This window comes from Campylobacter lari, assembly GCF_004357905.1.
Taxonomy (GTDB): Bacteria; Campylobacterota; Campylobacteria; order Campylobacterales; family Campylobacteraceae; genus Campylobacter_D; species Campylobacter_D lari_D.
Genome location: NZ_SMTT01000005.1, coordinates 63,159 through 85,264 on the forward strand (window position 1 = coordinate 63,159; position 22,106 = coordinate 85,264).

Sequence of the window (22,106 nt, forward strand, 5' to 3'; positions counted from 1 at the left end):
ATGATTTTAGATCAAATAATTGGATTTTTTTCAAGTGATATGGGGATTGACTTAGGTACTGCAAATACTTTAGTTTTAGTAAAAGATAAAGGTATAGTGATTGATGAACCTTCGGTTGTTGCAGTAGAGCGTGAAAGATATGGTAGGGTTAAAATTTTAGCTGTTGGAAAGGAAGCTAAGGAAATGGTAGGAAAAACCCCAGGTAATATCGAAGCAATCCGTCCTATGAAAGATGGTGTGATTGCTGATTTTGATATGACTGAAAAAATGATCCGTTATTTTATAGAAAAAACTCATAGAAGAAAATCTTTTTTAAGACCTAGAATTATCATTTCAGTTCCTTATGGATTAACCCAAGTAGAAAGAAAAGCGGTTAGAGAAAGTGCGTTAAGTGCGGGTGCTAGAGAAGTATTTTTGATAGAAGAACCTATGGCAGCAGCTATTGGTGCAAATTTACCAATTAGAGAGCCTCAAGGGAGCTTGGTGGTAGATATTGGCGGTGGTACTACTGAAATTGGTGTTACTTCTTTGGGCGGTCTTGTGATTTCAAAATCTATCCGAACAGCTGGTGATAAGCTTGATACTAGTATAGTAAATTATGTAAAAGAAAAATACAATCTTGTCATAGGTGAAAGAACGGGCGAGGAAATCAAAATCGCAATAGGCTCAGCAGTTCAGCTTCCAAAAGAGCTTTCTATGGTAGTTAAAGGACGCGATCAAGTAACAGGATTGTTAAATAGAATAGAGTTAACAAGTGAAGATGTAAGAGAGGCTATGCGTGAGCATTTAAAAGAAATTGCTGATGCATTAAAAATCGTTCTTGAAATGATGCCGCCTGATCTTGCAGCTGATATTGTTGAAAATGGTGTTGTTTTAACAGGAGGCGGAGCTTTAATACGCGGTCTTGATAAATATTTATCTGAAATTGTAAAACTTCCAGTATATGTAGCTGATGAGCCACTTTTAGCAGTAGCAAAAGGCACAGGTAAAGCTTTGGAAGAAATTTCTTTATTGCACCAACTAACGAATGAAGAGTAAAATTCTTAGTGTTTTAATTTTATCTTTTTTAGTGTTTGTTTCGTTTTATTATGGAGATATAATAAAACGAAATGTTTTAGATTTAAATATTGCTATTGTTAATCAGTTTTCTCAAAGCATTAATCTTTTAAAAGATAAATTTAATGAGCATTTTAATCAAGCTCAAGAAATTAAAAAATTAAGAGAAAGAAATGCTGAGCTTGAAAAAAACAATATCTATATGAAAAACTTTGCCAATGAATTAAACAATATTTTAAGTGATAAAAATTCAAGTTTTTATTATCCTAATGTTAGTTTAGTTAAGGCAACTTCTTATGCTCAAATTAGCGATTATCATAAGGTTTGGCTTGATGTGGATTATAAAGGAAAAATTAAAGGCTTAATTTATAATGGCTATACAGCAGGCATAGTTATAGAAAAAAATGGTAGAGCTTTGGGACTTTTACAAGGTGATGAAGAGTGTATTTTTTCCGTATATATAGGTAAGGAACAAGCACCAGGTATAGCTCATGGTAGAAATGATTATGTTTTAGTTAAATATATTCCTAAATGGCTTGAACTTAAAATGGGCGATAAGGTTTATACAAGTGGCTTAGATGAGATTTTCTTTTCAGGAATTCCAGTAGGCGAAATTTTTAAAATAGAAGAAGAAGGCGCCTATCAAAATGCATATGTTAAACCTTATGTAAAAATGAAAGTACCAAGTTATTTTTATATGGTAGAAAATTTTTAATAAAAAGTTATTTATTTTAGTTGATATAAATTATTATTTACTATTAAATATTAGAATTATCTCCGAATTTTAAAAATTTAGGAGATTAAATGAAAAAATATATCAGTAGTTGTTTAGCTTTTTGCTGTTTAAGTGGTGCTATTTATGCAAATGAAGTGGAATATGATGCACAAAAAATAGCAGATATTTTTTATCAACTTAATGCTGATCCTAAAAATCCAAAAGCAAAAGTTAATCATGCAAAAGGCTTTTGTGCTATGGGAACTTTTGAGCCAGCTTTGTCTATTAATAAAGAAGTTGATGTGCCTTTGTTAACACAAAAAAGTTTGCCAATCCAAGTAAGATATTCTTTGGGTGGAGCTTTTAAAGATGATAAAAGCAAAACAAGAGGTATGGCTATTAGAATTACTGATCCTAAAGATTCTGCTTCTTGGACTATGGTTATGCTAAATACAGAAATAAATTTCGCAAAAAATCCTAAAGAATTCGGTCAGTTTTTTGAAATGAGACTTCCTGTAAATGGTAAAGTCGATCAAGAAAAAATAAGCAAGATGATGCAAGAGGTTGATTCTTATAGAAATTTTGCTGCATATACTGATAAAATTGGCATTAGTAAAAGTGTAGCAAATACTCCATTTTTTAGTATTCATACTTTTTATTTTAAACAAGCAAACGGAGAAAACTATTTACCAGTAAGATGGAAATTAGTTCCAAGTGAAGGTGTGGCATATTTAAATGAAGCACAAATGAAAAGTGCGAGTAGTGATTTTTTAAAAGAAGATTTCCAAAATCGTGTAAAAGCTAATAAGCCGGTTGAGTATAAAATGTATTTAGTATATGCAAATAAAAATGATATTACCAATGAAACAACGGCTTTATGGAGTGGTAAGCACAAAGAAAGTCTAGTTGGGACTTTTAAGGTTAATGCCTTGAGCGATGAAGATTGTAATTTTGATGTATATTTTCCTTCGGATGTACCTCAAGGGGTTAATCCACCACAAGATCCTTTATTTGATGTAAGAAATGAAGCTTATGCTATAACTTTTGGTAAGCGTCAATAAAATTTAGCTCTTTAAGAGCTAAATTCTTTGTTAAATTCAACTTCTAAAAAACTTATATTTGTTATAATTTGGCTAAAAATTCAGCTTAGGAAAATACATGCCAAAAAGAACAGATATAAAAAATATATTATTAATAGGCAGTGGGCCTATCATTATAGGTCAAGCTTGTGAGTTTGATTACTCAGGAACTCAAGCGGCAAAAACTTTAAAAGAGCTAGGTTATAGAGTAGTTTTGATCAATTCTAATCCGGCTACGATTATGACAGATCCTGAATTTGCTGATGCAACTTATATAGAACCAATTACCAAAGAAAGTATTCTAAGTATTATCAAAAAAGAAAAAATCGATGCGATTTTACCTACTATGGGTGGCCAAGTTGCTTTGAATGTTGCTATGGAAGTTTATGAAAGTGGCGAGCTTGCAGATGTAAAATTTTTAGGTGCAAATCCTGAAGCGATTAAAAAAGGCGAAGACAGACAAGTTTTTAAAGAATGTATGAAAAAAATCGGCATGGATTTGCCAAAATCTATGTATGCGTATAATTATGAAGAAGCTTTAAAAGCTGTTGATGAGATTGGTTTTCCTTTGATGATTAGAGCTTCTTTTACCTTAGGTGGTGCAGGAAGTGGCGTGGTGTATAATATGGATGAGTTTGCAGAACTTGCAAATACTGCTTTAGCGCTAAGCCCTATCCATGAAATTTTAATCGAAGAAAGCTTACTTGGTTGGAAAGAATACGAAATGGAGGTCATTAGAGATAAAAATGACAATTGTATTATCGTTTGCTCTATTGAAAATGTCGATCCTATGGGAGTTCATACAGGCGATTCTATTACTATAGCTCCTGCTTTAACTTTGACTGATAAAGAATACCAAGCGATGCGTAATGCTTCTTTTGCTATTTTAAGAGAAATTGGAGTAGATACAGGTGGATCAAATGTGCAATTTGCTATCAATCCAACTAATGGTAGAATGATAGTTATTGAAATGAATCCTAGGGTTTCAAGATCTTCAGCCCTAGCTAGTAAAGCTACGGGCTATCCTATAGCTAAGGTAGCTACGCTTTTAGCAGTTGGATTTAGTTTAGATGAGATTAAAAATGATATCACAGGAACTCCTGCTTCATTTGAACCGGTAATTGATTATATCGTAACTAAAATTCCTCGTTTTACTTTTGAAAAATTTCCAAATGCAAGCACAGAGCTTGGCACTGCTATGAAAAGCGTGGGTGAGGTTATGGCTATAGGGAGAACTTTTAAAGAAAGCATTCAAAAAGCACTTTGCTCACTTGAGAGAAATTTAAGTGGGTTTGATACTATAGAATGTGATAAAAATGAGCTTTTAGCAAAAATTCGCCAAGCTAATGAAAAACGCTTACTTTATATAGCACAAGCTTTTAGAGAAGGTTTTAGCACACAAGAGCTTTTTGAGCTTTGCAAAATAGATCCTTGGTTTTTAAACCAAATCAAAGAAATAGTGGAATTTGAAAATCAAATAGATATGGATATTTTAAGTAATAAGCAACTATTAAGAAAAGCTAAAACCTTAGGTTTTTCAGATAAAAAAATTGCTAGCTTAATTAATCAAAAAGATAATCTTGAGTTAAGCCAAAATGATATTTATTATGCAAGAATTAAACACAAAATCATCGCTCAATATAGTGAAGTAGATACTTGTGCAGGAGAATTTGAAGCACTGACACCGTATTTATACTCAAGTATTAATACAAATGAAGCTACGCAAGTAAAAGAAAGTAAAGATAAAAAAGATAAAAAAGTGATGATTATAGGTGGTGGACCAAACCGCATAGGACAAGGCATTGAGTTTGATTATGCTTGCGTGCATGCTTCTTTTGCTCTAAAAGATATGGGTGTAAAAACTATAATGTATAATTGTAACCCAGAAACGGTTTCAACAGATTATGATACAAGCGATATTTTGTATTTTGAGCCAATTGATTTTGAGCATTTAAGAGCGGTTATTGATAGAGAAAGACCCGATGGAGTGATAGTGCATTTTGGTGGCCAAACTCCGCTTAAATTTGCAAAACGCCTTAGTGCTTTTGGAGCAAAGATTATAGGAACAAGTGCAAGGGTAATAGATTTAGCTGAAGATAGAAAGAAATTTGCTAAATTTATTGAAGATCTAGGTATAAATCAACCTAAAAATGGCACAGCTATAAGCGTTGAAGAAGCGATTATAAAAGCAAATGAGATAGGTTATCCTGTGCTTGTTAGACCAAGTTATGTTTTGGGTGGTCGTGCAATGCGTGTAGTGCATGATGAGAGTGAGCTTAGACTTTATATGCAAGAAGCAGTAGATGTGAGTGATAAATCTCCGGTATTAATCGATCAGTTTTTAGATAATGCAACTGAGCTTGATGTAGATGCGATAAGTGATGGAAAAGAAGTTTATGTAGCAGGTATTATGGAGCATATTGAAGAAGCAGGAATTCACTCAGGCGATAGTGCTTGCTCTTTACCTGCTGTAAATATTAATGAAGCTATGCTTGAAATGATTGAGCAAAAAACAAAAGATATTGCTTTAAATTTAGGTGTAGTAGGGCTTTTAAATATACAATTTGCTATTTATGATAATAAACTTTATATGATAGAAGTAAATCCAAGAGCTAGTAGAACCGTGCCTTTTGTGAGCAAAGCCACAGGAATTCCTTTAGCTAAGGTTGCAACGCGCGTGATGTGGCAAGGAAATTTAAGAGAAAGCTTGAAATTTTATGACACCTTTAAAGTGGTAGAGGAAAAAAACGGAATTTTAAGAGCTAAAAAGCCAAAACATATTAGTGTAAAATCAGTGGTATTTCCTTTTGCTAAACTTAGCGGAAGCGATCTTGAGCTTGGACCTGAAATGCGCTCAACCGGTGAAGTTATGGGAGTAAGTAAAGATTTTGATAACTCTTATGCAAAAAGCCAACTTGCTTCTTCAAATTTCTTACCAGAAAGTGGTAATGTATTTTTATCACTAAGAGAGCAAGATAAAAAATATGCAGTAGATTTAGCTAATGAGTATATTAAGCTAGGATTTAAAATCATTGCTACGAGTGGAACTTATAAAGTTTTACAAGAAGCAGGCTTGGAGTGTGAGTTTGTGCATAAAATTTCTGAAGGACGCCCGAATGTAGAGGATAAATTAAAAAATTCTCAAATTCAACTTGCTATAAATACTAGCGATGAGCATAGTTTTAAAGGCGACACTAAAAAAATTAGAGCAAATATTTTACGCTTTAAAATCCCATATTTTACAAATCTAAGAGCAGCTTATGCGGGGATTAAAGCTATCAAAGCTATACAAAATAAATCATGTCTTGAAGTAAAGAGCTTACAAGAATACTTAAAAACATGATTTATCTTGCTCAAACTGATACAACAGCAGGGTTTTTAAGTAAGGACTTAAAAGCCCTTAATACTTTAAAAAAAAGGCCCTTAAAGCAAGATTGTTTAATTACTACGGCTAAATTTAGTGAGCTTAAAAAACTTACAAGAGTGCCAAATTATTTTAAAAATACTATTAGAAAATCCAAAAAAACTACTTTTTTATATCCTAATTCTAAAGCAATACGCGTTGTGAAAGATTGTACTCATGAGGAATTTTTAAAAAAGTTTGATTGGCTTTATTCTACTTCTGCAAACATTCATGGGAAAAAATTTGATCTAAATTGGGCTATGCAAAATGCAGATAAAATAGTAGATGAAAAGTTTTTTGAAAGTGGAGCCTCAAAGATTTTTAAACTTCGAGGCATTAAAAAAGTTAAACTGCGTTAATTTCCAAGCGGCCAAAATACTTTTGGCTCTTCGCCGATTTTTGCTTGTCCATGATACATTCCAAGTTTATCTTTAGTCCAAGCATAACCAACTTCTCCATTTTTATCTATTGAAATAATTCCGCCTGTACCACCAAGTTTTGCAACTTGTTTGATAGTTTCTTGGGCTGCTTTTTGCACTGAAAGTTTTTTGTATTTATACAAAGACGCAACTTCATGGGCTGCAGCTACTCTTATGTAAATATCACCTGTTCCTGTGCAAGAAATTGCTACTGAGTCATTATTTGCATAATTTCCTGCTCCTATGATAGGAGAATCCCCAATGCGTCCTGTCATTTTATTTGTAGTGCCACCTGTGCTTGTACCTGCTGCTAGGTTGCCGTTTTTATCTAAAGCTATTGCACCTACTGTGCCTAAATATGGCTCGGTACTTACACCAAGATGGGCTTTTGCCTTATCACTATCTAATAAAACTTCCTTGCTTTTTTTAGCTTCTTGAAGTTGTTTGTATCTGTGCTCTGTAAAGAAGTATTTTTGTCCTACTATTTCTAAGCCATGTTTTTTGGCTAATTTATCAGCACCCTCGCCCGCTATTAAAGTATGGGGTGTTTTTTCCATAACAAGTCTTGCTGCTTCTATAGGGTTTTTAATCGTCCTAGCCATAGCAACTGCGCCTGCTTTTAAATTTTTTCCATCCATTATAGATGCATCAAGCTCATTAAATCCATCAGAGGTAAAAACAGCACCTTTCCCAGCATTAAATTCAGGACTATCTTCCATTACTTTAATAGCGGCTATAACTGCATCAACCGAGCTTCCTCCTTTTTCAAGTATGCTTTGACCTGCTTTTAAAGATTCTTTCATTACCTTTTCTCTTTTGGCAAATTCTTCTTTGGTAAGTCCTAAGCCACTTGTTCCACCATGTATAACGATGATAGGTTCAAAATCTTTTGCAAAGACATTATTGCTTAGTAAAAATATTAAACTAGTTAATGTCAATAAAATTCTTTTACTACAGGTTAAAAATTTCATTATTTACTCCTTTTTTAAAATTATTTATTATATTTAATAAAAATTAAATATAACTAAAATTTAATTAATAAATGAGTATTTTTAGGACAAAAATTCTACTTTTTATTTTTATAGGTGTTATTTTTGAAAAATTTTTTAGAAATTAATTAAAATGTTTTTATATTTATTGCAAAATTAGGAGGTATTTTAATGTTTAAAACTATTGTAGCTAAGAAAATATCATTTTTCACAGCTTTGATTTTGGTTGTTGGATTTGGTATTTTTGTTGGACTAAATTATTATTCGTCTAAAACGGATATTCTTCAAAGTATTGTAAGTGGAAAGCAAGAAAGTGTTAAAAATGGAAAAAATTTTTCAGATTTATACTTCAATACCAAGATAGAGAATATTAAAAAAATCGCTGCAAATATTATTGAACATAAAAATGTAAGTGAGGAATATATTGGTTCTTTTTTAGAAAAGATGTTTGGTTTTTATTCTTTTAATGCTATTTATGTTGGGTATGAAAAAGATGGTAGCTTAATTGATGTAGATATTAATTCTAAAGGAAAACATTTTATTTTAAATCAAGAAAAAGATGGTTTTGATGCTAGAGAACGCGTGTGGTATCAAAATGCAAAAAATAAAAATAAGGTAAGCATTTCAGAACCTTTTTTAGATGTCGTAACTAAAAAAATAGCTTTGTCAGTGTCAATTCCGATTGTTATTGATGGGAAATTTTATGGAGTTTTAGCAGGTGAGTTTTTTCTAGATGATATACGCAATGCTTTTGGAAGATTAAAAACTACTGCAAGTAATAATGTGTTTTTAATCAATGAAAGAAAGGAAATGATAGCTCATTCTTCTGCTAATATAGATTTTTATGAAGACAATGAAGTTAAAGAAGTGTTAAAAAATTTTGTTAATGTTGCAAGTGTAACTCCAAATGAAACTACTGATTTGATTTTGTATAAACTTAAAGGTCAAGAACGCTTAGCTGTGTGTATTATGGGAGAAAATTCTTTAACTTTGTGTTCTTCTAATGCTTTGAGTGATTATGATGAGATTTTAAACGGACTTTTAATTACCCAAGTTATATTTGGTGTGATTTTTGTCCTTGTTATTATCGTTATTTTGGGTGGTATGATAGAGCATTTTCTTAAGAAAATTATATTTATTAAAGAAGCTTTAGAAGATTTTTTTGAAAGTTTAAACTACAAAGGCGATATGAAGGATATAGATTTAAATATCAAAGGAAATGATGAATTTGCTATTATTGGTAAAGAAATCAATAATGGTATAAAAAATATCCAAAAGAATTTAAAACAAGACAAGAAGGCTGTGTTTGAAAGTGTTCAAAAGTTGAAAGAGATAGAGCTTGGAGATTTATCTGTTAGAATTGATAATGATCCTATAAATCCTCAACTAATAGAGTTAAAAAATGTATTAAATGAATTACTTGATATTTTAGAAGAGAAAATAGGATCAAACATCAACGAGCTTGATAGAGTGCTTGAAAGTTATAAGGCTTTAGATTTTTCAACACAAGTTGAAAATGCAAAAGGAAGTGTAGAAATAACAACAAATGTTTTAGGTTCAGAAATCAAAAAGATGTTGATTTCTTCTTCTAAATTTGCACATAAACTAACTATACAATGTGAAAAACTAGAAGAATTTATGCAAAAACTTGTTGATGGAACTTATTCTCAATCAAATTCTTTGGAAAAATCCATAAAAGCAGTAGAGCAAATAAACATTTCTATGCAAAATGTTGGAGGTAAAACTACAGAGGTTGTTTCTCAAGCTGAAAATATTAAAGAAGTAGTAAATGTGATCAAGGATATAGCAGAGCAAACAAATTTATTAGCATTAAATGCTGCCATAGAAGCTGCTCGTGCGGGCGAACATGGCAGAGGTTTTGCTGTGGTTGCTGATGAGGTGCGTCATTTGGCTGAAAAGACAGAAAGAAGTTTAGGTGAGATAGAAGCTAATGTAAATATTTTAGTTCAAAGTGTTAATGATGTTTCTATATCAATGCATGAACAAACTCAAAGTATTTCACAAATCAATGATGCGATAATTCAACTAGAAGATGTCACAAAAGAAAATGTAAAAATAGCTAATTTTACTAATGAAACTACTAAAGAAGTAGGGGATATTTCTCAAGATATATTAAAAGAGGTAGAAAGTAAGAAAATTTAATACCAAGGAGCTTATTATTTTGTAATTTTGGTTATAATTTGCACTTTTAAAAAAGGTAGATTATGATTGAAAGAACAAAAATAAGCTCTAATTTTGGTTGGTTTATGGTAATTTTAGGTGGTTTGGTTGAGTGTTTTTGGGTAAGTGGTTTAAAATACTCTACTGAAATTTGGCATTATGCTTTAACAGCCATTGGAGTTTGTATATCTTTTACATGTTTTTTGAAAGCTTGTGAAAGACTTGAAGTAAGTATTGCTTATAGTGTTTTTGTAGGTATTGGCACGGTTGGAGTGGTGCTTAATGAGATGTTTATTTTCAATGAGCCAAGCTCTATTACCAAGCTTACTTTAATAGCCATTTTGCTTTTAAGTATCATAGGCCTTAAAATCATTAGCAAGGAAGCTAAGTAATGGAATGGTTCTTTTTGTTTTTGGCGACTGCTTTTGAAATTTTTGGCGTGATTATTATGAAACAACTTGTAAGCACTAAAAATAAGCTTTATCTTTTAGCTTTGATAGTGTGTTTTGCTTTTTCATTTGGATTTTTAAGCCTTAGTATGCAAAGTATTGCTATGAGTGTGGCTTATTCTATATGGACAGGAGCTGGAACTGCAGGCGGGGTTATCATAGGGGTGCTTTTTTATAAAGAAAGCAAAAGCTTTTTAAAGCTTTTTTTGATTGCTCTTATCATTGCTTGCACCGTGGGTTTAAAAATACTTTCATAGGTTTAAAATGAAAATATACATTAGCGGTATAGACACAGATGTTGGTAAAACTTATCTAAGTGCTAGAATTTGTAAAGAATTGGGTTTTGATTATTTTAAGCTTATCCAAGCAGGCACGCCAAAAGATAGCGAGGTAGTAGCTGAGTTTAGCCCAAAAACTAAGATTTTCAAAGAAGGCGTGTTTTTACAAACTCCTGCTTCACCACACAAAGGTAGGATTTTAGAGAATTTAAATTATAAAGCTTTTGATATACAAATTCCACAAAGTGATAAACTCATCATCGAGCTAGCTGGTGGGCTTTTTTCGCCCCTTGATGATGAAAAAACAATGATTGATTATATGAGTGCGTTTAAGCACCCTACGATTTTAGTCGCAAAAGACTATCTAGGAAGTATCAATCACACGCTTTTAAGCATAGAAGCACTAAAACAAAGAGATATTAAAATCCTTGCTTTAATCTTAAAAACCCAAGATACTTTTAGCAAGGATTTTATAAGCAATTACGCTAAAATTCCTATCATAGAATTTGATGATAAAGTGTGTGAAAAACTTTCAAAAATCCTTGAAAATCTCTCTTAAAGACTGCACTATATAAGCAATTTCATCTTCATTTATAACATATGGTGGCATGAAATAAATTGTATTTCCAAGTGGTCTTAAAAGCAAGCCTTTTTCTAAGGCTCTTTGAAAGACTTCAAGTCCTGCTCTTTGATATTTGCTTTTTTGTATATCAAATGCACTTACCATGCCTAAATTTCTAAAATTTCCTAAAAAGTCAAATTCTTTTAAACTCTCCCATTGAGTTTTTATAAAAGCACTTTTGATTTTATTTTTTGTGATGATATTTTCTTTTTCAAAAATATCCAAAGTCGCATTAGCCGCTGCACAAGCTAGGGCATTACCTGTGTAGGAGTGAGAGTGTAAAAAGGCCTTTTGGCTCTCATAACTATCATAAAATTTCTCATAAATTTCATCTTTAGTAAGCACCACTGAAAGTGGTAAATACCCACCCGTGATAGCTTTAGAAAGACATATATAATCAATACTTTGTGAGCAATAATCAAGCGCAAACATTTCCCCTGTGCGTCCAAAACCTGTGGCTATCTCATCAAATATCACTTGCACACCATAATCTTTAGCAAGTTTAACTGCCTCATCTAAATACCCAAGCTCGTACATATGCATATTGCCTGCACATTGAAGTAAAGGCTCGAGTATAAAAGAACAAATTTCATGATGATGATTTTTTAAAATACTTTCTAAAATTTCAAGTTCTTTTGTATAGTCCTTGCTTGTTGGCACAGGTGTTGTGATACTTTTTAAAAGTAAAGGCTCGTAGGTTTTTTTATAAAGTGCTACATCGCCAACGCTTAATGCGCCTAAGGTTTCTCCGTGGTAAGAATTGCTAAGCGATAAGAATTTATCCTTTTTAGAGCCATTGTTTAAGTGGTATTGAAAGCTCATTTTTAAAGCCACTTCTATGGCTGAACTACCATTGTCTGCAAAAAAGCATTTATCAAAAGGTAAAAGCTTACAAAGTCTTTGCGAAAGCTTTATGATAGGCTCATGTGAAAAGCCTGCAAGCAAGACATGCTCTAAATTTTGAAGTTGATCTTTGATTTTTTCATTGATGTATTCATTACAATGGCCAAAGATATTTACCCACCAAGAGCTAATGCAGTCTATGTAGGATTTTTCATCAAAATCATACAAATACACTCCCTTAGCCTTTTTTATAGGTATTAAAGGTAAAAACTCATGATCGCTCATTTGCGTGCAAGGGTGCCAAATGTGTTTTAAGTCTAGTTCTTTTAAATTCATTTTTACTTCTTTGATTTTTATTACTAATGATACTACAATTTTTACTCAAATTTATGCTTTAAAATGAAAAAGGATTATTTAGAAAATATTTATATAATTAGTTTTTTATCTTAAATTTGGAGATAAAGTATGAAAAAAGTTTTGATTATCTTAGCGATTTTATTTTTAAATTTTGCATATTCGCAAGAGGATTTATTTGTAAAAGGATTTAAAGCCTATGAGAGTGGTAATTATATAAATGCTATGAAGTATTATAAAAAGCCTGTGATTTAAATAGTGGAAATGGCTGTTCTAATCTTGGTTTCATGTATGCAAATGGACAAGGTATAAAAAAGGATAATTTCAAAGCAGTAGAATTATATCAAAAAGCATGTGGTTTAAATAGTAGAGATGGTTGTTTTAATCTAGGTGTTATGTATATGGATGGAAAAGGTGTAAGAAAAGATAATTTCAAAGCAGTGGAATTGTATCAAAAAGCATGTGGTTTAGAAAAAGGCTTGGGTTGTTTTAATCTTGGTGTAATGTATGAAAAAGGTTATGGTATAAGAAAAGATAATTTTAAAGCGGTAGAATTGTATCAAAAATCATGTAATTTAAATGAAGGCTCTGGTTGTTCTAATCTTGGTTTTATGTATGCAAATGGGTATGGTGTAAAAAAAGATAATTTTAAAGCAGTTGAACTTTATGTAAAAGCTTGTAATTTAAATGATGGGGTTGGTTGTTCTAATCTTGGAGTTATGTATGCACTTGGAAAAGGCGTTAGAAAAGACACTTCTAAGGCTTTAGAATATTTTGGCAAGGCTTGTGATTTAAAAAATGATTTAGGTTGTCAAGCTTACGCAAGGCTTAAACAATAATGCAAATTGCACAAATTTTAGATGCGTTAAAACAACAAGATAATTTTAGAATTCTACGCTCATTAGGGCATGAGGGAAAATATGTTATTTATAATGAGCAAAAATTGCTGAATTTAGCGAGCAATGATTATCTAAATTTAAGCAATGAAAAAGCATTAAAGCAAGATTTTTTAACACATTTGAAAGAATTTGAATTTTCTAGTTCAAGTTCTAGAAGCTTGAGTGGAAATTATGCGATTTTTGATGAATTTGAAAGCTTTTTAGAAGCTAAATTAGGCAGAAAAATCTTGCATTTTAACAACGGCTATGCCTTAAATGTTAGCTGTTTGCAAGCTTTAGCAAGCATTAAAAATACTTTATTTTTAGTAGATAAACAAGTACATGCAAGTATCATCGATGGTTTAAGGCTTGGCGGGGCTAAATTTATAAGATTTAAGCACAATGATATAAAGCATTTACAAAGCTTAGTGCAAAAGCATTATAAAGAATTTGAAAATATCATCATCGTAAGTGAAGCGCTATTTAGTATGGATGGGGATTTTGCGCCTATAAAAGAATTCATAAATTTAAAAAAAGAGTTTAAAAATATCAAAATTTATATTGACGAAGCTCATAGCATAGGGTGTTTTAATGATGATGGTTTGGGTTATGTGAGATTTTTGGGCTTGGAAAAGGAAGTGGATTTTTTAGTTTTTACCTTTGGTAAGGCCATAGCTTCCATGGGAGCTTGCATGATAAGTGATGAAAAAGATTTTTTTATCAACAAAGCAAGGGCCTTTATATACTCAACTGCTATTGCACCTATCAATGTAGCTTGGACTTTGCATGTTTTTAAGCATTTGCATGAATTTAGTGCTCAAAGAAAAGAGCTTTTAGAATTAAGTGCTTGGTTTAAAAATGCTTTAGCAAGCAAAGGTGCAGTTTTAGGTGAGGCTTATGTGATATCTTTTATTTTAGGGCAAAATGCATTAGCTAGTGAAATTTCACAAAAGCTTTTAGAAAATGGTATTTTCGCACCTGCTATTAAAGAGCCAACCGTAGCTAAAAATACAGCTAGAATTCGCTTTTCTTTGCATGCTGGGCTAGTGAAAAAAGACTTAGAAAAGGTTTTGGAGGTACTTTGAAAACTCATTTTTTACATGAAAATGCAAATTCATCTGAGTTGATTTTATTTTTTTCAGGGTTTTGCTCGCATTTTAGCCATTTTACGCATTTAAAAAGTGATGTAAATGTTTTAATGGTGTATGATTATACGAGTTTTGGTTGGGAATTTGATCTTAATAAATTTGAAAAAATCACTCTTGTTGGCTTTTCTATGGGAGTTTGCATAGCGAGTAAAATTTTAAAAGATATGAAATTTGATAAAAAAATAGCCATAAATGGCACAAATTTGCCTATAGATGATGAATTTGGGATTAAAAAAGCCATTTTTAAACTTACGATAAAAAGATTTGCTTTAGAGGATTTTAAAGCAAATTTGCTTGAAAAAAGAATGAGTTTAAGTGATGAATTTTACTTTGAAAAAAACGAGCATTTAAAAGCAGAACTTTTAAGTTTATATGAGTTTTGTACTAAAAACTTAAATGAAAATTTCACTTGGGATAAAGCCATAATTAGCAAAGATGATAAGATCTTTCCACCAAAACATGTTTTAAATTTTTTTAAAGAAAAGGCAATGTTTATCGATGAGCCACATTTTGCATTTTTTAAATACCACACTTGGGAAGAGCTTTGCAAACTTTCATAAGAGCAAAAGATACTTATAGCGCAAATACACCAGTGCAAAAAGACATGGTTAAAGAGCTTTGTAAAATGCTTAGTGAGAATGATTTGAGCGATTTTAAAGCGGTATTTGAGTTTGGCTGTGGAGTAGGGGTTTTTAGTAAGGCTTTGCAAGAGTGTATTAAATTTAAGCATTATTTTTTAAATGATATTTATCCTTTTGAAAATCCTTGCAAGTTTGATGAATTTGGCGTTTTTGATATGAATGAACTTAAAAATCATCATTTTTATACGAAAAAATTTGATCTTATAGCTTCAAATGCTTGTATGCAGTGGCTAAAGATAGATGAGCTTTTAGAAAATCTTGCAAATATGTTAAATAAAAATGGAATTTTGCTTTTTTCTACTTTTGGAGAAAAAAATTTCACTCAAATAAAACAAAGCACTAATTTATCACTTGAATATTTAACTTTAGAGCAAATTAGGCAAAAACTTTCTAAAAATTTTAAGATCATAAAAGCAAAAGAAGAATTAAAAGAGTTAAAATTTGATGATACTTTGGAGCTTTTTAGGCATTTGAAATTAAGCGGAGTAAATGCTTTGAGTGAAAAATTTTTCATAGGCAAGGTATTTTTAAAAAACTATGAAAAAGAATTTCAAAATACCTTGACTTATCATCCTTTATTTTTTCTAGTTAGAAAACTATAATCGCTAATGTTTTAAGTAAAATGGATAGGTAAAAAATATCAAATGGATTAAATTTAATCCATAGTGAAACAATACGCTCATCCATAAGCTTTTTGAGTATTTATAAGCTAAGCCATAAATCACGCCTGCAACACCAGCAAATACAATCATCAAAACACCGCTTTTATAATGCACTAATCCAAAAGCTATGCTTGCGATTAATAAAGCAAGATTGGGGTGAATAAATTGTGTAAGTCTTTGTTGGAGATAACCTCTAAAAAAAGCTTCTTCTACTAAAGCAACTAACAAAAGATTTGAAAATAAAAAATATAAAATCCATGATGGTATGCTTATTTCTAGTTTGATAACACCCAAATACCAAGGCACGCACAGCAAAAGAATAGGAGATAAAAGCAATAAGCTCCATTTTAGCACTGAAGCTTTGGTGCAGTTTATGTTTTTAAATAAAATAGGAAAAAGTATAAAAAGTATAAAAACCCCTAGTGGCTTGTCAATACTAAAGTAAAGATTAAAGGGTGCGCTATTTGTGCTTACATAAACTTGATCTAAAACTTTGATGTTATTTACACCAGGGATAAAATGAAGAAATAAAGCTAAAGCATAGATAAATAATGCTATTTCTAATATGAAAATTTTTTTATACTGATACAATATAGCCGTTATAAAAACTAATACATTAATCACTATAAAAGTTATATCTATAATTTTAAATACATATCCCAACAAGACTGAAAAGAGTAAAAAAATATACGAAATTTTGACTTTATCAAATGAAAGCAATATCAAAGAAATAGCCAAAAAAAGATGAGTGCTTAAAGCTAACATATAAAATCCTTGTTTATAATTGATCTAGATATAGTTTTACTACTTCTTCTCTTAGGTAAAGCTTTTTTAAATCATTTACATTTATATATTTAAGACAAAAGTGTTAATTTTGTTACTTTTTATAAAACCTACAATTTGTCTATATTGTTTTAAATTCCAGTTTGTGTTTTTACCTAGCTTGATGATATTTATAATTTTTACCTTTGTAGTGAAAAATTTATTATTATCTTTTATAATACCTTTATTGAGTGTAATTAAGATATTAAAAATTTTAAAGTAGAAGCAGATAAAATGCATTTTATTTGTTTTTTAAAATCGTTTTATTTTCTTTTTCATGAAAAAATTTTTTAATTCTTTTTGATCTCTTATAGCAATGTTTTCTTTGATGATTTTAAATCCTGCTTTTAAAAAGAAATTTTTAGCGCTAAGGCTAGCAAAAGTATAAATTTCACTATAAGGGTAGTTTTTAAGAGCAAATTCTAATAAAGCTTTACCATAACCTTGATGAGCATAGTTTGTATGAGTAAAGCAAAGATCGAGTGTTTTTTCTTCTAAATTTATACTTATAAAAGATACAATTTGGCCTTTTTCTTCATAAATAAAACCTAGTTGATTTTGAAATTTTTCTTCCCAAGCTTTTTGGTTTATATTAATCCAAGCACGAATTTGTTCTTTTGTATAATCATTTTTACAAAGAATGGATACGCTTTGCTTAAAAAGCTTGATACAAGGAGCTAAGTCTTTTATATCAAGCTTTCTTATCAAGCACTTTCCTTAAAGCCAAAGAAGCTAGAGCAAGTCCAAAAGAAGCTGTTACACCCATAAATGAGCCAAGATCTTTACAATGGGCTTCTTCATCTGAAAATACCACATCAAAATCCCCTTTAAAGCCCGATTTTCTAAGTTCATAGCGGAATTTTTTAGCTAAAGCATCGCCATGTGTTTTAAATATGCTTGTCGTTTTAATACGCGTTGGATCAAGCTTTCTAGCTCCACCGGTTGATGAGATAAAAATTTGCTTTTTCAAATCAAGTAAATTAGCCAAAGCAACCTTAGCAGGTATATCATCAATCGCATCGATGATAAGATCAAATTCACTCAAATTAAAACTTTTCAAAAACTCATCATCGATTTTACTGACTATACCTTTAGCATTGTAAATACGCTCAAAAACCTTAGCTTTTTCTGCGCCTATATTTTCACTATGAAGCTGGCGGTTTTGATTAGTAGTTTCAAATTTATCCGCATCAATTAAAGTTAGATTACTAAAGCCACTTCTAAAAAGCGCATCAACACAAATTCCACCAACTCCACCAAGCCCACAAACTAAAACTTTAGTGTTTTGAATTTTGATAAAATTTTCTTCATTAATAAGCCATTTTATACGCGTGTATCTATCCATTTTTCATCCATTTTTTGAGATTTTTCATTTGTTTATAAGCTGTTAGATCAAGCATTATAGGGGTTATTGTGGCATAGCCTTGTTTTAAAAGTGCTATGTCTGAGTCTTTTTCATTTTCATGATCAAGATTAGCAGCAGCTAGCCAATAGTATTCTACACCTCTTGGGTTTGTATTAGAATGTGCTTTATAGCTATAAATTCTTTTACCTGCTTTGCAAATTTTTAAGCCTTGAAAGGCTGTTTTGCTAGAAGGAAAGTTGATATTTAAAAATTCTTTTTTATCTAAAGGAAAGCCCTTTTCAAAGATATTTTTGACTATTTTTTTAGTAAGTTTTAAAGCAAGTTTATAATCAAGCTCTTTTTGATTATCTTTGTAAAATTGCGATAAAGCAATGGCAGGAATTCCATGAAGTACTGCTTCCATAGCACCTGCGCAAGTTCCTGAGTAGGTTATATCCTCGCCTACATTAGCACCTTTGTTAATTCCACTTATGACAAGATCAGGCAAACGCTTTTTATATAAAGCATGTAAAGCTAGATAAATACAATCTGCAGGCGTGCCATCATCAAGCTTGTAAAATCTTTTACCAACCTTATGAAATCTCAAAGGCTTAGTTAGTGTTATGGAGTGTGAGCATGCTGATTTTTCACTAGCAGGAGCTACTATGGTGATTTTAGCTTTAAAATGCTTTCTTAGCATTTTAATAAGCTTTTTTAAACCTTCACTTTCATAGCCATCATCGTTTGTTATTAAAATTTCTTTCATGTTTTTTCCTTTTTTTAAATTCTAACACAAGTAATACAATATTTTTTTATTACTAAATTGTTTTTTCATTTTTTAAATATTAAAATTATAGTTTTGATTAATTTTTTAAAGGAAAGAATGATGTCAAAACTTTTACTTTTTAGTGCTTCTGGCTATAAAGATAGTGCTTATTTAAGTCATACTAGAGAATTTATAGATGATTTTTTAAAAGAAAATTCCATGAAAGATGAAGAAATTCTTTTTATACCTTATGCGGGTGTTAGAAGGACTTATGATGCTTATGAAGCTAGAGTAAAAGAAGGCTTGAAAAAAGATAATATCAAATCATTACACCATTTTGAAAATTTAAAAGAAACGATTTTAAATGCAAAAGTTTTTTTAGTAGGTGGTGGCAATAGTTTTATGCTTTTGCATAAATTATATGAAAATGATTTGCTTGAAGTGTTAAAAGAGCGTATTGAAAAAGGGGTTTGTTATATAGGTTGGAGTGCAGGCTCAAACATAGCAGGTCTTAGCATAAAAACAACTAATGATATGCCTATTGTTATGCCAAAAAGTTTTGATAGTTTAGGGGTTTTTCCTTATCAAATCAACCCACATTTTATTGGCGGGAAAATTCCTGGACACAACGGAGAAAGTAGAGAAGAGCGTTTGGAAGAGTTTTTATTAACTAATCCAAAAGACATTGTTTATGCTATACCGGAGGGTTCTGCATTAAAAGTGCAAGATGATAGCTTAAAAATCATAGGTCATCATGATGTGTTAAAGCTAAGTCATCCTTTTAATGTGGAATATTTAAAAGTCAATCAAACAACTAAAATCTAAAGGAGAAAAATGCAAACTTTTTATCTTTTAGCTGCGATTTTTGGTATTGTGGCTGTGGTTTATTTGCTTATTAAAAAAGTGGAAACAAAAACAGCTTTAATTAGTGTTGGTTTTATCTTGTGCTTGATTTCACTTAAGCCCATTGAAGCTTTGAGTGCTTTTACGCATGCTATGGTGCAACCTGCCTTGATTAAGGCAATTTGTGCGAGTATGGGTTTTGCTTTTGTGATGAAAGTGACTAAATGCGATAAACATTTGGTTAGATTACTTACAACACCTTTGAAAAATGTAGGATTTTTCTTAATCCCACTTGCTTTTATGGTAACTTTTTTTATTGCTATAGCTATACCTTCAGCGGCAGGATGTTCAGCTGCAGTTGGTGCGACTTTAATACCGCTTTTAATGGCTTCAGGTATAAAACCTGCCATGGCAGCAGCAACAGTGCTTTGTGGAACTATAGGAGGAATTTTAAGTCCAGGTGTTTCTCATACGGCTTTGATTTCTGAAATTTCAGGGAAAAATATACAAGAAATTGTTTTAACTCAAACTCCAAATGCATTAACAGCAGGAGTGATAGTGATGATTTCTTTGATGATTATGGCAGTGATTTTTAAAGATTATCAAAAAGGGCAAGTTTTTGAAGTGGCTAATCAAAACAAGACTGAAGATAATATTGAAAAAGTAAATGTATTTTATGCACTTATGCCTTTAGTGCCTTTAATTGTGCTAATCATAGGCGCAAGTCCTTTAAATGATTATGAGTTTTTAACATGGACAAAAGAAGTTGGAGTTGCTGAAGCTATGCTTTTAGGAGCGATTATAGCTTTAGTAGTAACTATGAGCAAGCCTGATAATATTTTTAAAGAGTTTTTCAATGGCATGGGAAAATCTTATGCAGAGATTATAGGGATTATCATAGCTGCTAGTGTTTTTGTTGCGGGTTTAAAAGCATGCGGTGTAATTGATATTATCATAGAATGGCTTAAAAATGAACAGCATTATGTGCGTTTTGGTGGAACTTTTATACCATTTTTAATGGCTATGATTACAGGTAGCGGTGATGCTGCTGCTATGGCATTTAACAAGGCTGTAACTATTCATGCTCAAGATCTTGGTTTTGATCAAGTTAAACTTGGTACTGCAGTGGCAATGTCAGCAGTGCTTGGAAGATACCTTTCGCCTATTTTAGGAGCTTGTATCATCGTTTCAGCTATAGCTGGGGTTAGTCCTTTAGAAATTGTTAAAAGAACTGCTTTGGGTTGTGTTGTTTCGGTGATTGTAATTGCTTTTGTGTTATTATAATTTTAAGCCTTAAAAGGCTTAAATTTATTTTGCGGCTAGGATGATGATTTCTTGTATAACTTTGCTCGCTGCTTTTAAAGATTTAACAGGTAAATACTCATAAATAGAGTGAAAATTATGTGCTCCAGTAAAGATATTTGGACAAGGTAGGCCTTTTTCTGAAAGTACCGCTCCATCGTATCCTCCACGCATAGGAATGATTTTAGTTTTGATATTTAAATTTTCATAAGCTTGTAAAGCAAGTTTAATAGGCAAAGATTTGGTTGTTTTTAGACTATTAAAGACATTTTTATAACGATCGTTAAGCTTAATGTTAATTCTTTCTTCTCCATATAGCTTTTTAAAACTATCGTTTAAATCTTGTAAAAATTGCATTCTTTGTTTGTATTTTTCATCATCAAATTCTCTAATATCTATTTTTAAAATAGTTTTAGCACTATTTCCCTTGAGTTCTTTAACCCAAAAATATCCTTCTTTATTTTCTGTGTATTCAGGTGCTTCGCCATTTGGAAGCATAGAGATAAATTTATGTGCTAAAAGTAAAGAATTAACTAATTTTCCCTTAGCACTCATAGGATGAGCAGATTTTCCTATAAATTCTACTTCACAATCTCCTGCATTCCAATTTTCATAAATAAACTCTCCTATCTCGCAACAATCTAAACAATATCCAAAATCAGCATTAATTTCTTTTATATCAAAAGCTTTTGCACCTCTTAAACCCTGTTCTTCATCAGGTAAAAAGCAAGCATAAATATCACCATGCTTAATATCAGGATTTTTAACAAAAAATTCAAGCATATCCATAATAGCTGCAATGGCTGCTTTATCATCAGCTCCAAGCAAGCTTGTGCCATCAGTGTGGATAATATCATCTCCTATGTAGTTTTTAAGCTCTTTAAATTCACTTTCTTTCAAATAAAGATCTAAGTTTTTATTTAAGCATATATCTCCACCTTGATACTTAGTGATTTGTGCTTTGGTGTCATTAGTTTGTTCCATACTTGTATCTAAATGCGCAAAAAAGGCTATTTTAGGAGCATTTGGAGTGTTTGCTGGTAAAAGAGCTGTGGTGATGGTGTTTTCTCTTCTTTTGATATCTTTTAAACCTAGTTCTTGTAATTCTTTTTCAAGTAATTTTGCAAGCTCCATTTGATTAGGACTTGATGGCATAATGCCTTTGGCGCCATTTTCTCTACTTGTAGTGGTATTAATCTTAGTGTAATTTATAAATCTTTGTACAATATCCATAATTTTTCCTTTTTAGATTAAAATTAATAAAATTATAACAATTCATTTTTAAAATATTTGATTAATCTAAGAAGATTT

At 31.2% G+C, this 22,106-nt stretch carries 23 protein-coding genes and 1 pseudogene; 17 read left to right on the forward strand and 7 right to left on the reverse strand.

Annotated features, from left to right (window positions below; all coding sequences use genetic code 11):
* From E2O22_RS05030 to E2O22_RS05050, 5 genes are all read left to right on the forward strand, one after another.
* Window positions 1–1,038, forward strand: a complete 1,038-nt coding sequence (locus tag E2O22_RS05030; RefSeq protein WP_012662095.1) for a rod shape-determining protein — start codon at window positions 1–3, stop codon at window positions 1,036–1,038.
* Window positions 1,028–1,771: a rod shape-determining protein MreC gene (gene mreC / locus E2O22_RS05035; RefSeq protein ID WP_133319511.1), complete on the forward strand. Its 744-nt coding sequence runs from the start codon at window positions 1,028–1,030 to the stop codon at window positions 1,769–1,771. The genes E2O22_RS05030 and mreC overlap by 11 nt, the downstream gene beginning before the upstream one ends.
* An 89-nt stretch (window positions 1,772–1,860) precedes the next feature.
* A complete protein-coding gene (locus E2O22_RS05040; RefSeq protein ID WP_133319512.1) occupies window positions 1,861–2,832 on the forward strand; it encodes a catalase in 972 nt (323 codons plus the stop codon).
* A 97-nt stretch (window positions 2,833–2,929) separates the two neighbouring features.
* Complete coding sequence (gene carB, locus E2O22_RS05045) at window positions 2,930–6,193, forward strand: carbamoyl-phosphate synthase large subunit (RefSeq protein ID WP_133319513.1); 3,264 nt, start codon at window positions 2,930–2,932, stop codon at window positions 6,191–6,193.
* A complete protein-coding gene (locus E2O22_RS05050) occupies window positions 6,190–6,612 on the forward strand; it encodes a Sua5 YciO YrdC YwlC family protein (RefSeq protein WP_133319514.1) in 423 nt (140 codons plus the stop codon). Before carB ends, E2O22_RS05050 begins: the two co-directional genes overlap by 4 nt.
* On the opposite strand, the gene E2O22_RS05055 is transcribed toward E2O22_RS05050, so the two are convergent.
* The gene (locus E2O22_RS05055) at window positions 6,609–7,643 is read right to left on the reverse strand and encodes an isoaspartyl peptidase/L-asparaginase family protein (RefSeq protein WP_133319515.1); all 1,035 of its coding nucleotides are present in this window, start codon (window positions 7,641–7,643) and stop codon (window positions 6,609–6,611) included. The two genes, E2O22_RS05050 and E2O22_RS05055, sit on opposite strands and share 4 nt — an antisense overlap.
* Before the next feature lie 462 nt (window positions 7,644–8,105).
* Between E2O22_RS05055 and E2O22_RS08270 the strand changes: the two are divergent.
* The 5 genes and pseudogenes from E2O22_RS08270 to bioD all read left to right on the forward strand — a co-directional run.
* Window positions 8,106–8,393: pseudogene (locus E2O22_RS08270) on the forward strand (cache domain-containing protein); the annotation flags it as partial.
* Window positions 8,394–8,630: 237 nt separating this feature from the next.
* On the forward strand, window positions 8,631–9,824 hold the full coding sequence (locus tag E2O22_RS08275) for a methyl-accepting chemotaxis protein (protein WP_508619270.1): 1,194 nt from the start codon (window positions 8,631–8,633) through the stop codon (window positions 9,822–9,824).
* 62 nt (window positions 9,825–9,886) lie between these two features.
* Complete coding sequence (locus E2O22_RS05065) at window positions 9,887–10,234, forward strand: DMT family transporter (RefSeq protein ID WP_087699708.1); 348 nt, start codon at window positions 9,887–9,889, stop codon at window positions 10,232–10,234.
* Window positions 10,234–10,548, forward strand: a complete 315-nt coding sequence (locus tag E2O22_RS05070) for a DMT family transporter (RefSeq protein ID WP_087699706.1) — start codon at window positions 10,234–10,236, stop codon at window positions 10,546–10,548. The genes E2O22_RS05065 and E2O22_RS05070 overlap by 1 nt, the downstream gene beginning before the upstream one ends.
* A gap of 7 nt (window positions 10,549–10,555) precedes the next feature.
* Complete coding sequence (gene bioD / locus E2O22_RS05075) at window positions 10,556–11,128, forward strand: dethiobiotin synthase (RefSeq protein ID WP_133319517.1); 573 nt, start codon at window positions 10,556–10,558, stop codon at window positions 11,126–11,128.
* On the opposite strand, the gene E2O22_RS05080 is transcribed toward bioD, so the two are convergent.
* Window positions 11,102–12,370 (reverse strand): adenosylmethionine--8-amino-7-oxononanoate transaminase, encoded by a 1,269-nt coding sequence (locus E2O22_RS05080; RefSeq protein ID WP_133319518.1) that lies wholly within the window; start codon window positions 12,368–12,370, stop codon window positions 11,102–11,104. The genes bioD and E2O22_RS05080 overlap by 27 nt on opposite strands.
* A 129-nt stretch (window positions 12,371–12,499) precedes the next feature.
* On the opposite strand from E2O22_RS05080, the gene E2O22_RS08065 reads away from it, so the two are divergent.
* Genes E2O22_RS08065 through E2O22_RS05100 form a run of 5 tightly spaced genes read left to right on the forward strand, consistent with a single transcriptional unit; the run spans window position 12,500 to window position 15,657 of the window.
* Entirely contained in the window at window positions 12,500–12,643 is a 144-nt protein-coding gene (locus E2O22_RS08065; protein ID WP_243705648.1) for a hypothetical protein, read from the forward strand.
* A 32-nt stretch (window positions 12,644–12,675) separates the two neighbouring features.
* Window positions 12,676–13,227 (forward strand): tetratricopeptide repeat protein, encoded by a 552-nt coding sequence (locus E2O22_RS05085; RefSeq protein WP_243705650.1) that lies wholly within the window; start codon window positions 12,676–12,678, stop codon window positions 13,225–13,227.
* Entirely contained in the window at window positions 13,227–14,351 is a 1,125-nt protein-coding gene (locus tag E2O22_RS05090; protein WP_133319519.1) for an aminotransferase class I/II-fold pyridoxal phosphate-dependent enzyme, read from the forward strand. The genes E2O22_RS05085 and E2O22_RS05090 overlap by 1 nt, the downstream gene beginning before the upstream one ends.
* A complete protein-coding gene (locus E2O22_RS05095; RefSeq protein WP_133319520.1) occupies window positions 14,348–14,974 on the forward strand; it encodes a pimeloyl-ACP methyl esterase BioG family protein in 627 nt (208 codons plus the stop codon). The genes E2O22_RS05090 and E2O22_RS05095 overlap by 4 nt, the downstream gene beginning before the upstream one ends.
* Window positions 14,959–15,657, forward strand: a complete 699-nt coding sequence (locus E2O22_RS05100) for a methyltransferase domain-containing protein (RefSeq protein WP_133319521.1) — start codon at window positions 14,959–14,961, stop codon at window positions 15,655–15,657. The genes E2O22_RS05095 and E2O22_RS05100 overlap by 16 nt, the downstream gene beginning before the upstream one ends.
* A 3-nt stretch (window positions 15,658–15,660) precedes the next feature.
* Here the strand turns inward: E2O22_RS05100 and E2O22_RS05105 are convergent, their stop codons facing one another.
* The 4 genes from E2O22_RS05105 to surE form a co-directional block, all read right to left on the reverse strand.
* Window positions 15,661–16,482 carry a CPBP family intramembrane glutamic endopeptidase gene (locus E2O22_RS05105; protein ID WP_133319522.1) on the reverse strand — a complete coding sequence of 274 codons (822 nt, stop codon included), beginning with the start codon at window positions 16,480–16,482 and terminating at the stop codon, window positions 15,661–15,663.
* A 309-nt stretch (window positions 16,483–16,791) separates the two neighbouring features.
* Window positions 16,792–17,247 (reverse strand): GNAT family N-acetyltransferase, encoded by a 456-nt coding sequence (locus E2O22_RS05110; protein ID WP_133319523.1) that lies wholly within the window; start codon window positions 17,245–17,247, stop codon window positions 16,792–16,794.
* Window positions 17,231–17,884: a ThiF family adenylyltransferase gene (locus tag E2O22_RS05115; protein ID WP_133319524.1), complete on the reverse strand. Its 654-nt coding sequence runs from the start codon at window positions 17,882–17,884 to the stop codon at window positions 17,231–17,233. The genes E2O22_RS05110 and E2O22_RS05115 overlap by 17 nt, the downstream gene beginning before the upstream one ends.
* The gene (gene surE, locus E2O22_RS05120; RefSeq protein WP_133319525.1) at window positions 17,877–18,650 is read right to left on the reverse strand and encodes a 5'/3'-nucleotidase SurE; all 774 of its coding nucleotides are present in this window, start codon (window positions 18,648–18,650) and stop codon (window positions 17,877–17,879) included. The genes E2O22_RS05115 and surE overlap by 8 nt, the downstream gene beginning before the upstream one ends.
* Window positions 18,651–18,770: 120 nt before the next feature.
* Between surE and pepE the strand changes: the two genes are divergently transcribed.
* Both pepE and dcuC read left to right on the forward strand, forming a co-directional pair.
* Window positions 18,771–19,475 carry a dipeptidase PepE gene (gene pepE / locus E2O22_RS05125; protein WP_133319526.1) on the forward strand — a complete coding sequence of 235 codons (705 nt, stop codon included), beginning with the start codon at window positions 18,771–18,773 and terminating at the stop codon, window positions 19,473–19,475.
* A gap of 9 nt (window positions 19,476–19,484) precedes the next feature.
* On the forward strand, window positions 19,485–20,777 hold the full coding sequence (dcuC, locus tag E2O22_RS05130) for a C4-dicarboxylate transporter DcuC (protein WP_133319527.1): 1,293 nt from the start codon (window positions 19,485–19,487) through the stop codon (window positions 20,775–20,777).
* A 24-nt stretch (window positions 20,778–20,801) separates the two neighbouring features.
* On the opposite strand, the gene pepT is transcribed toward dcuC, so the two are convergent.
* Window positions 20,802–22,028 carry a peptidase T gene (pepT, locus tag E2O22_RS05135; protein WP_133319528.1) on the reverse strand — a complete coding sequence of 409 codons (1,227 nt, stop codon included), beginning with the start codon at window positions 22,026–22,028 and terminating at the stop codon, window positions 20,802–20,804.
* Window positions 22,029–22,106 lie beyond the last annotated feature (78 nt).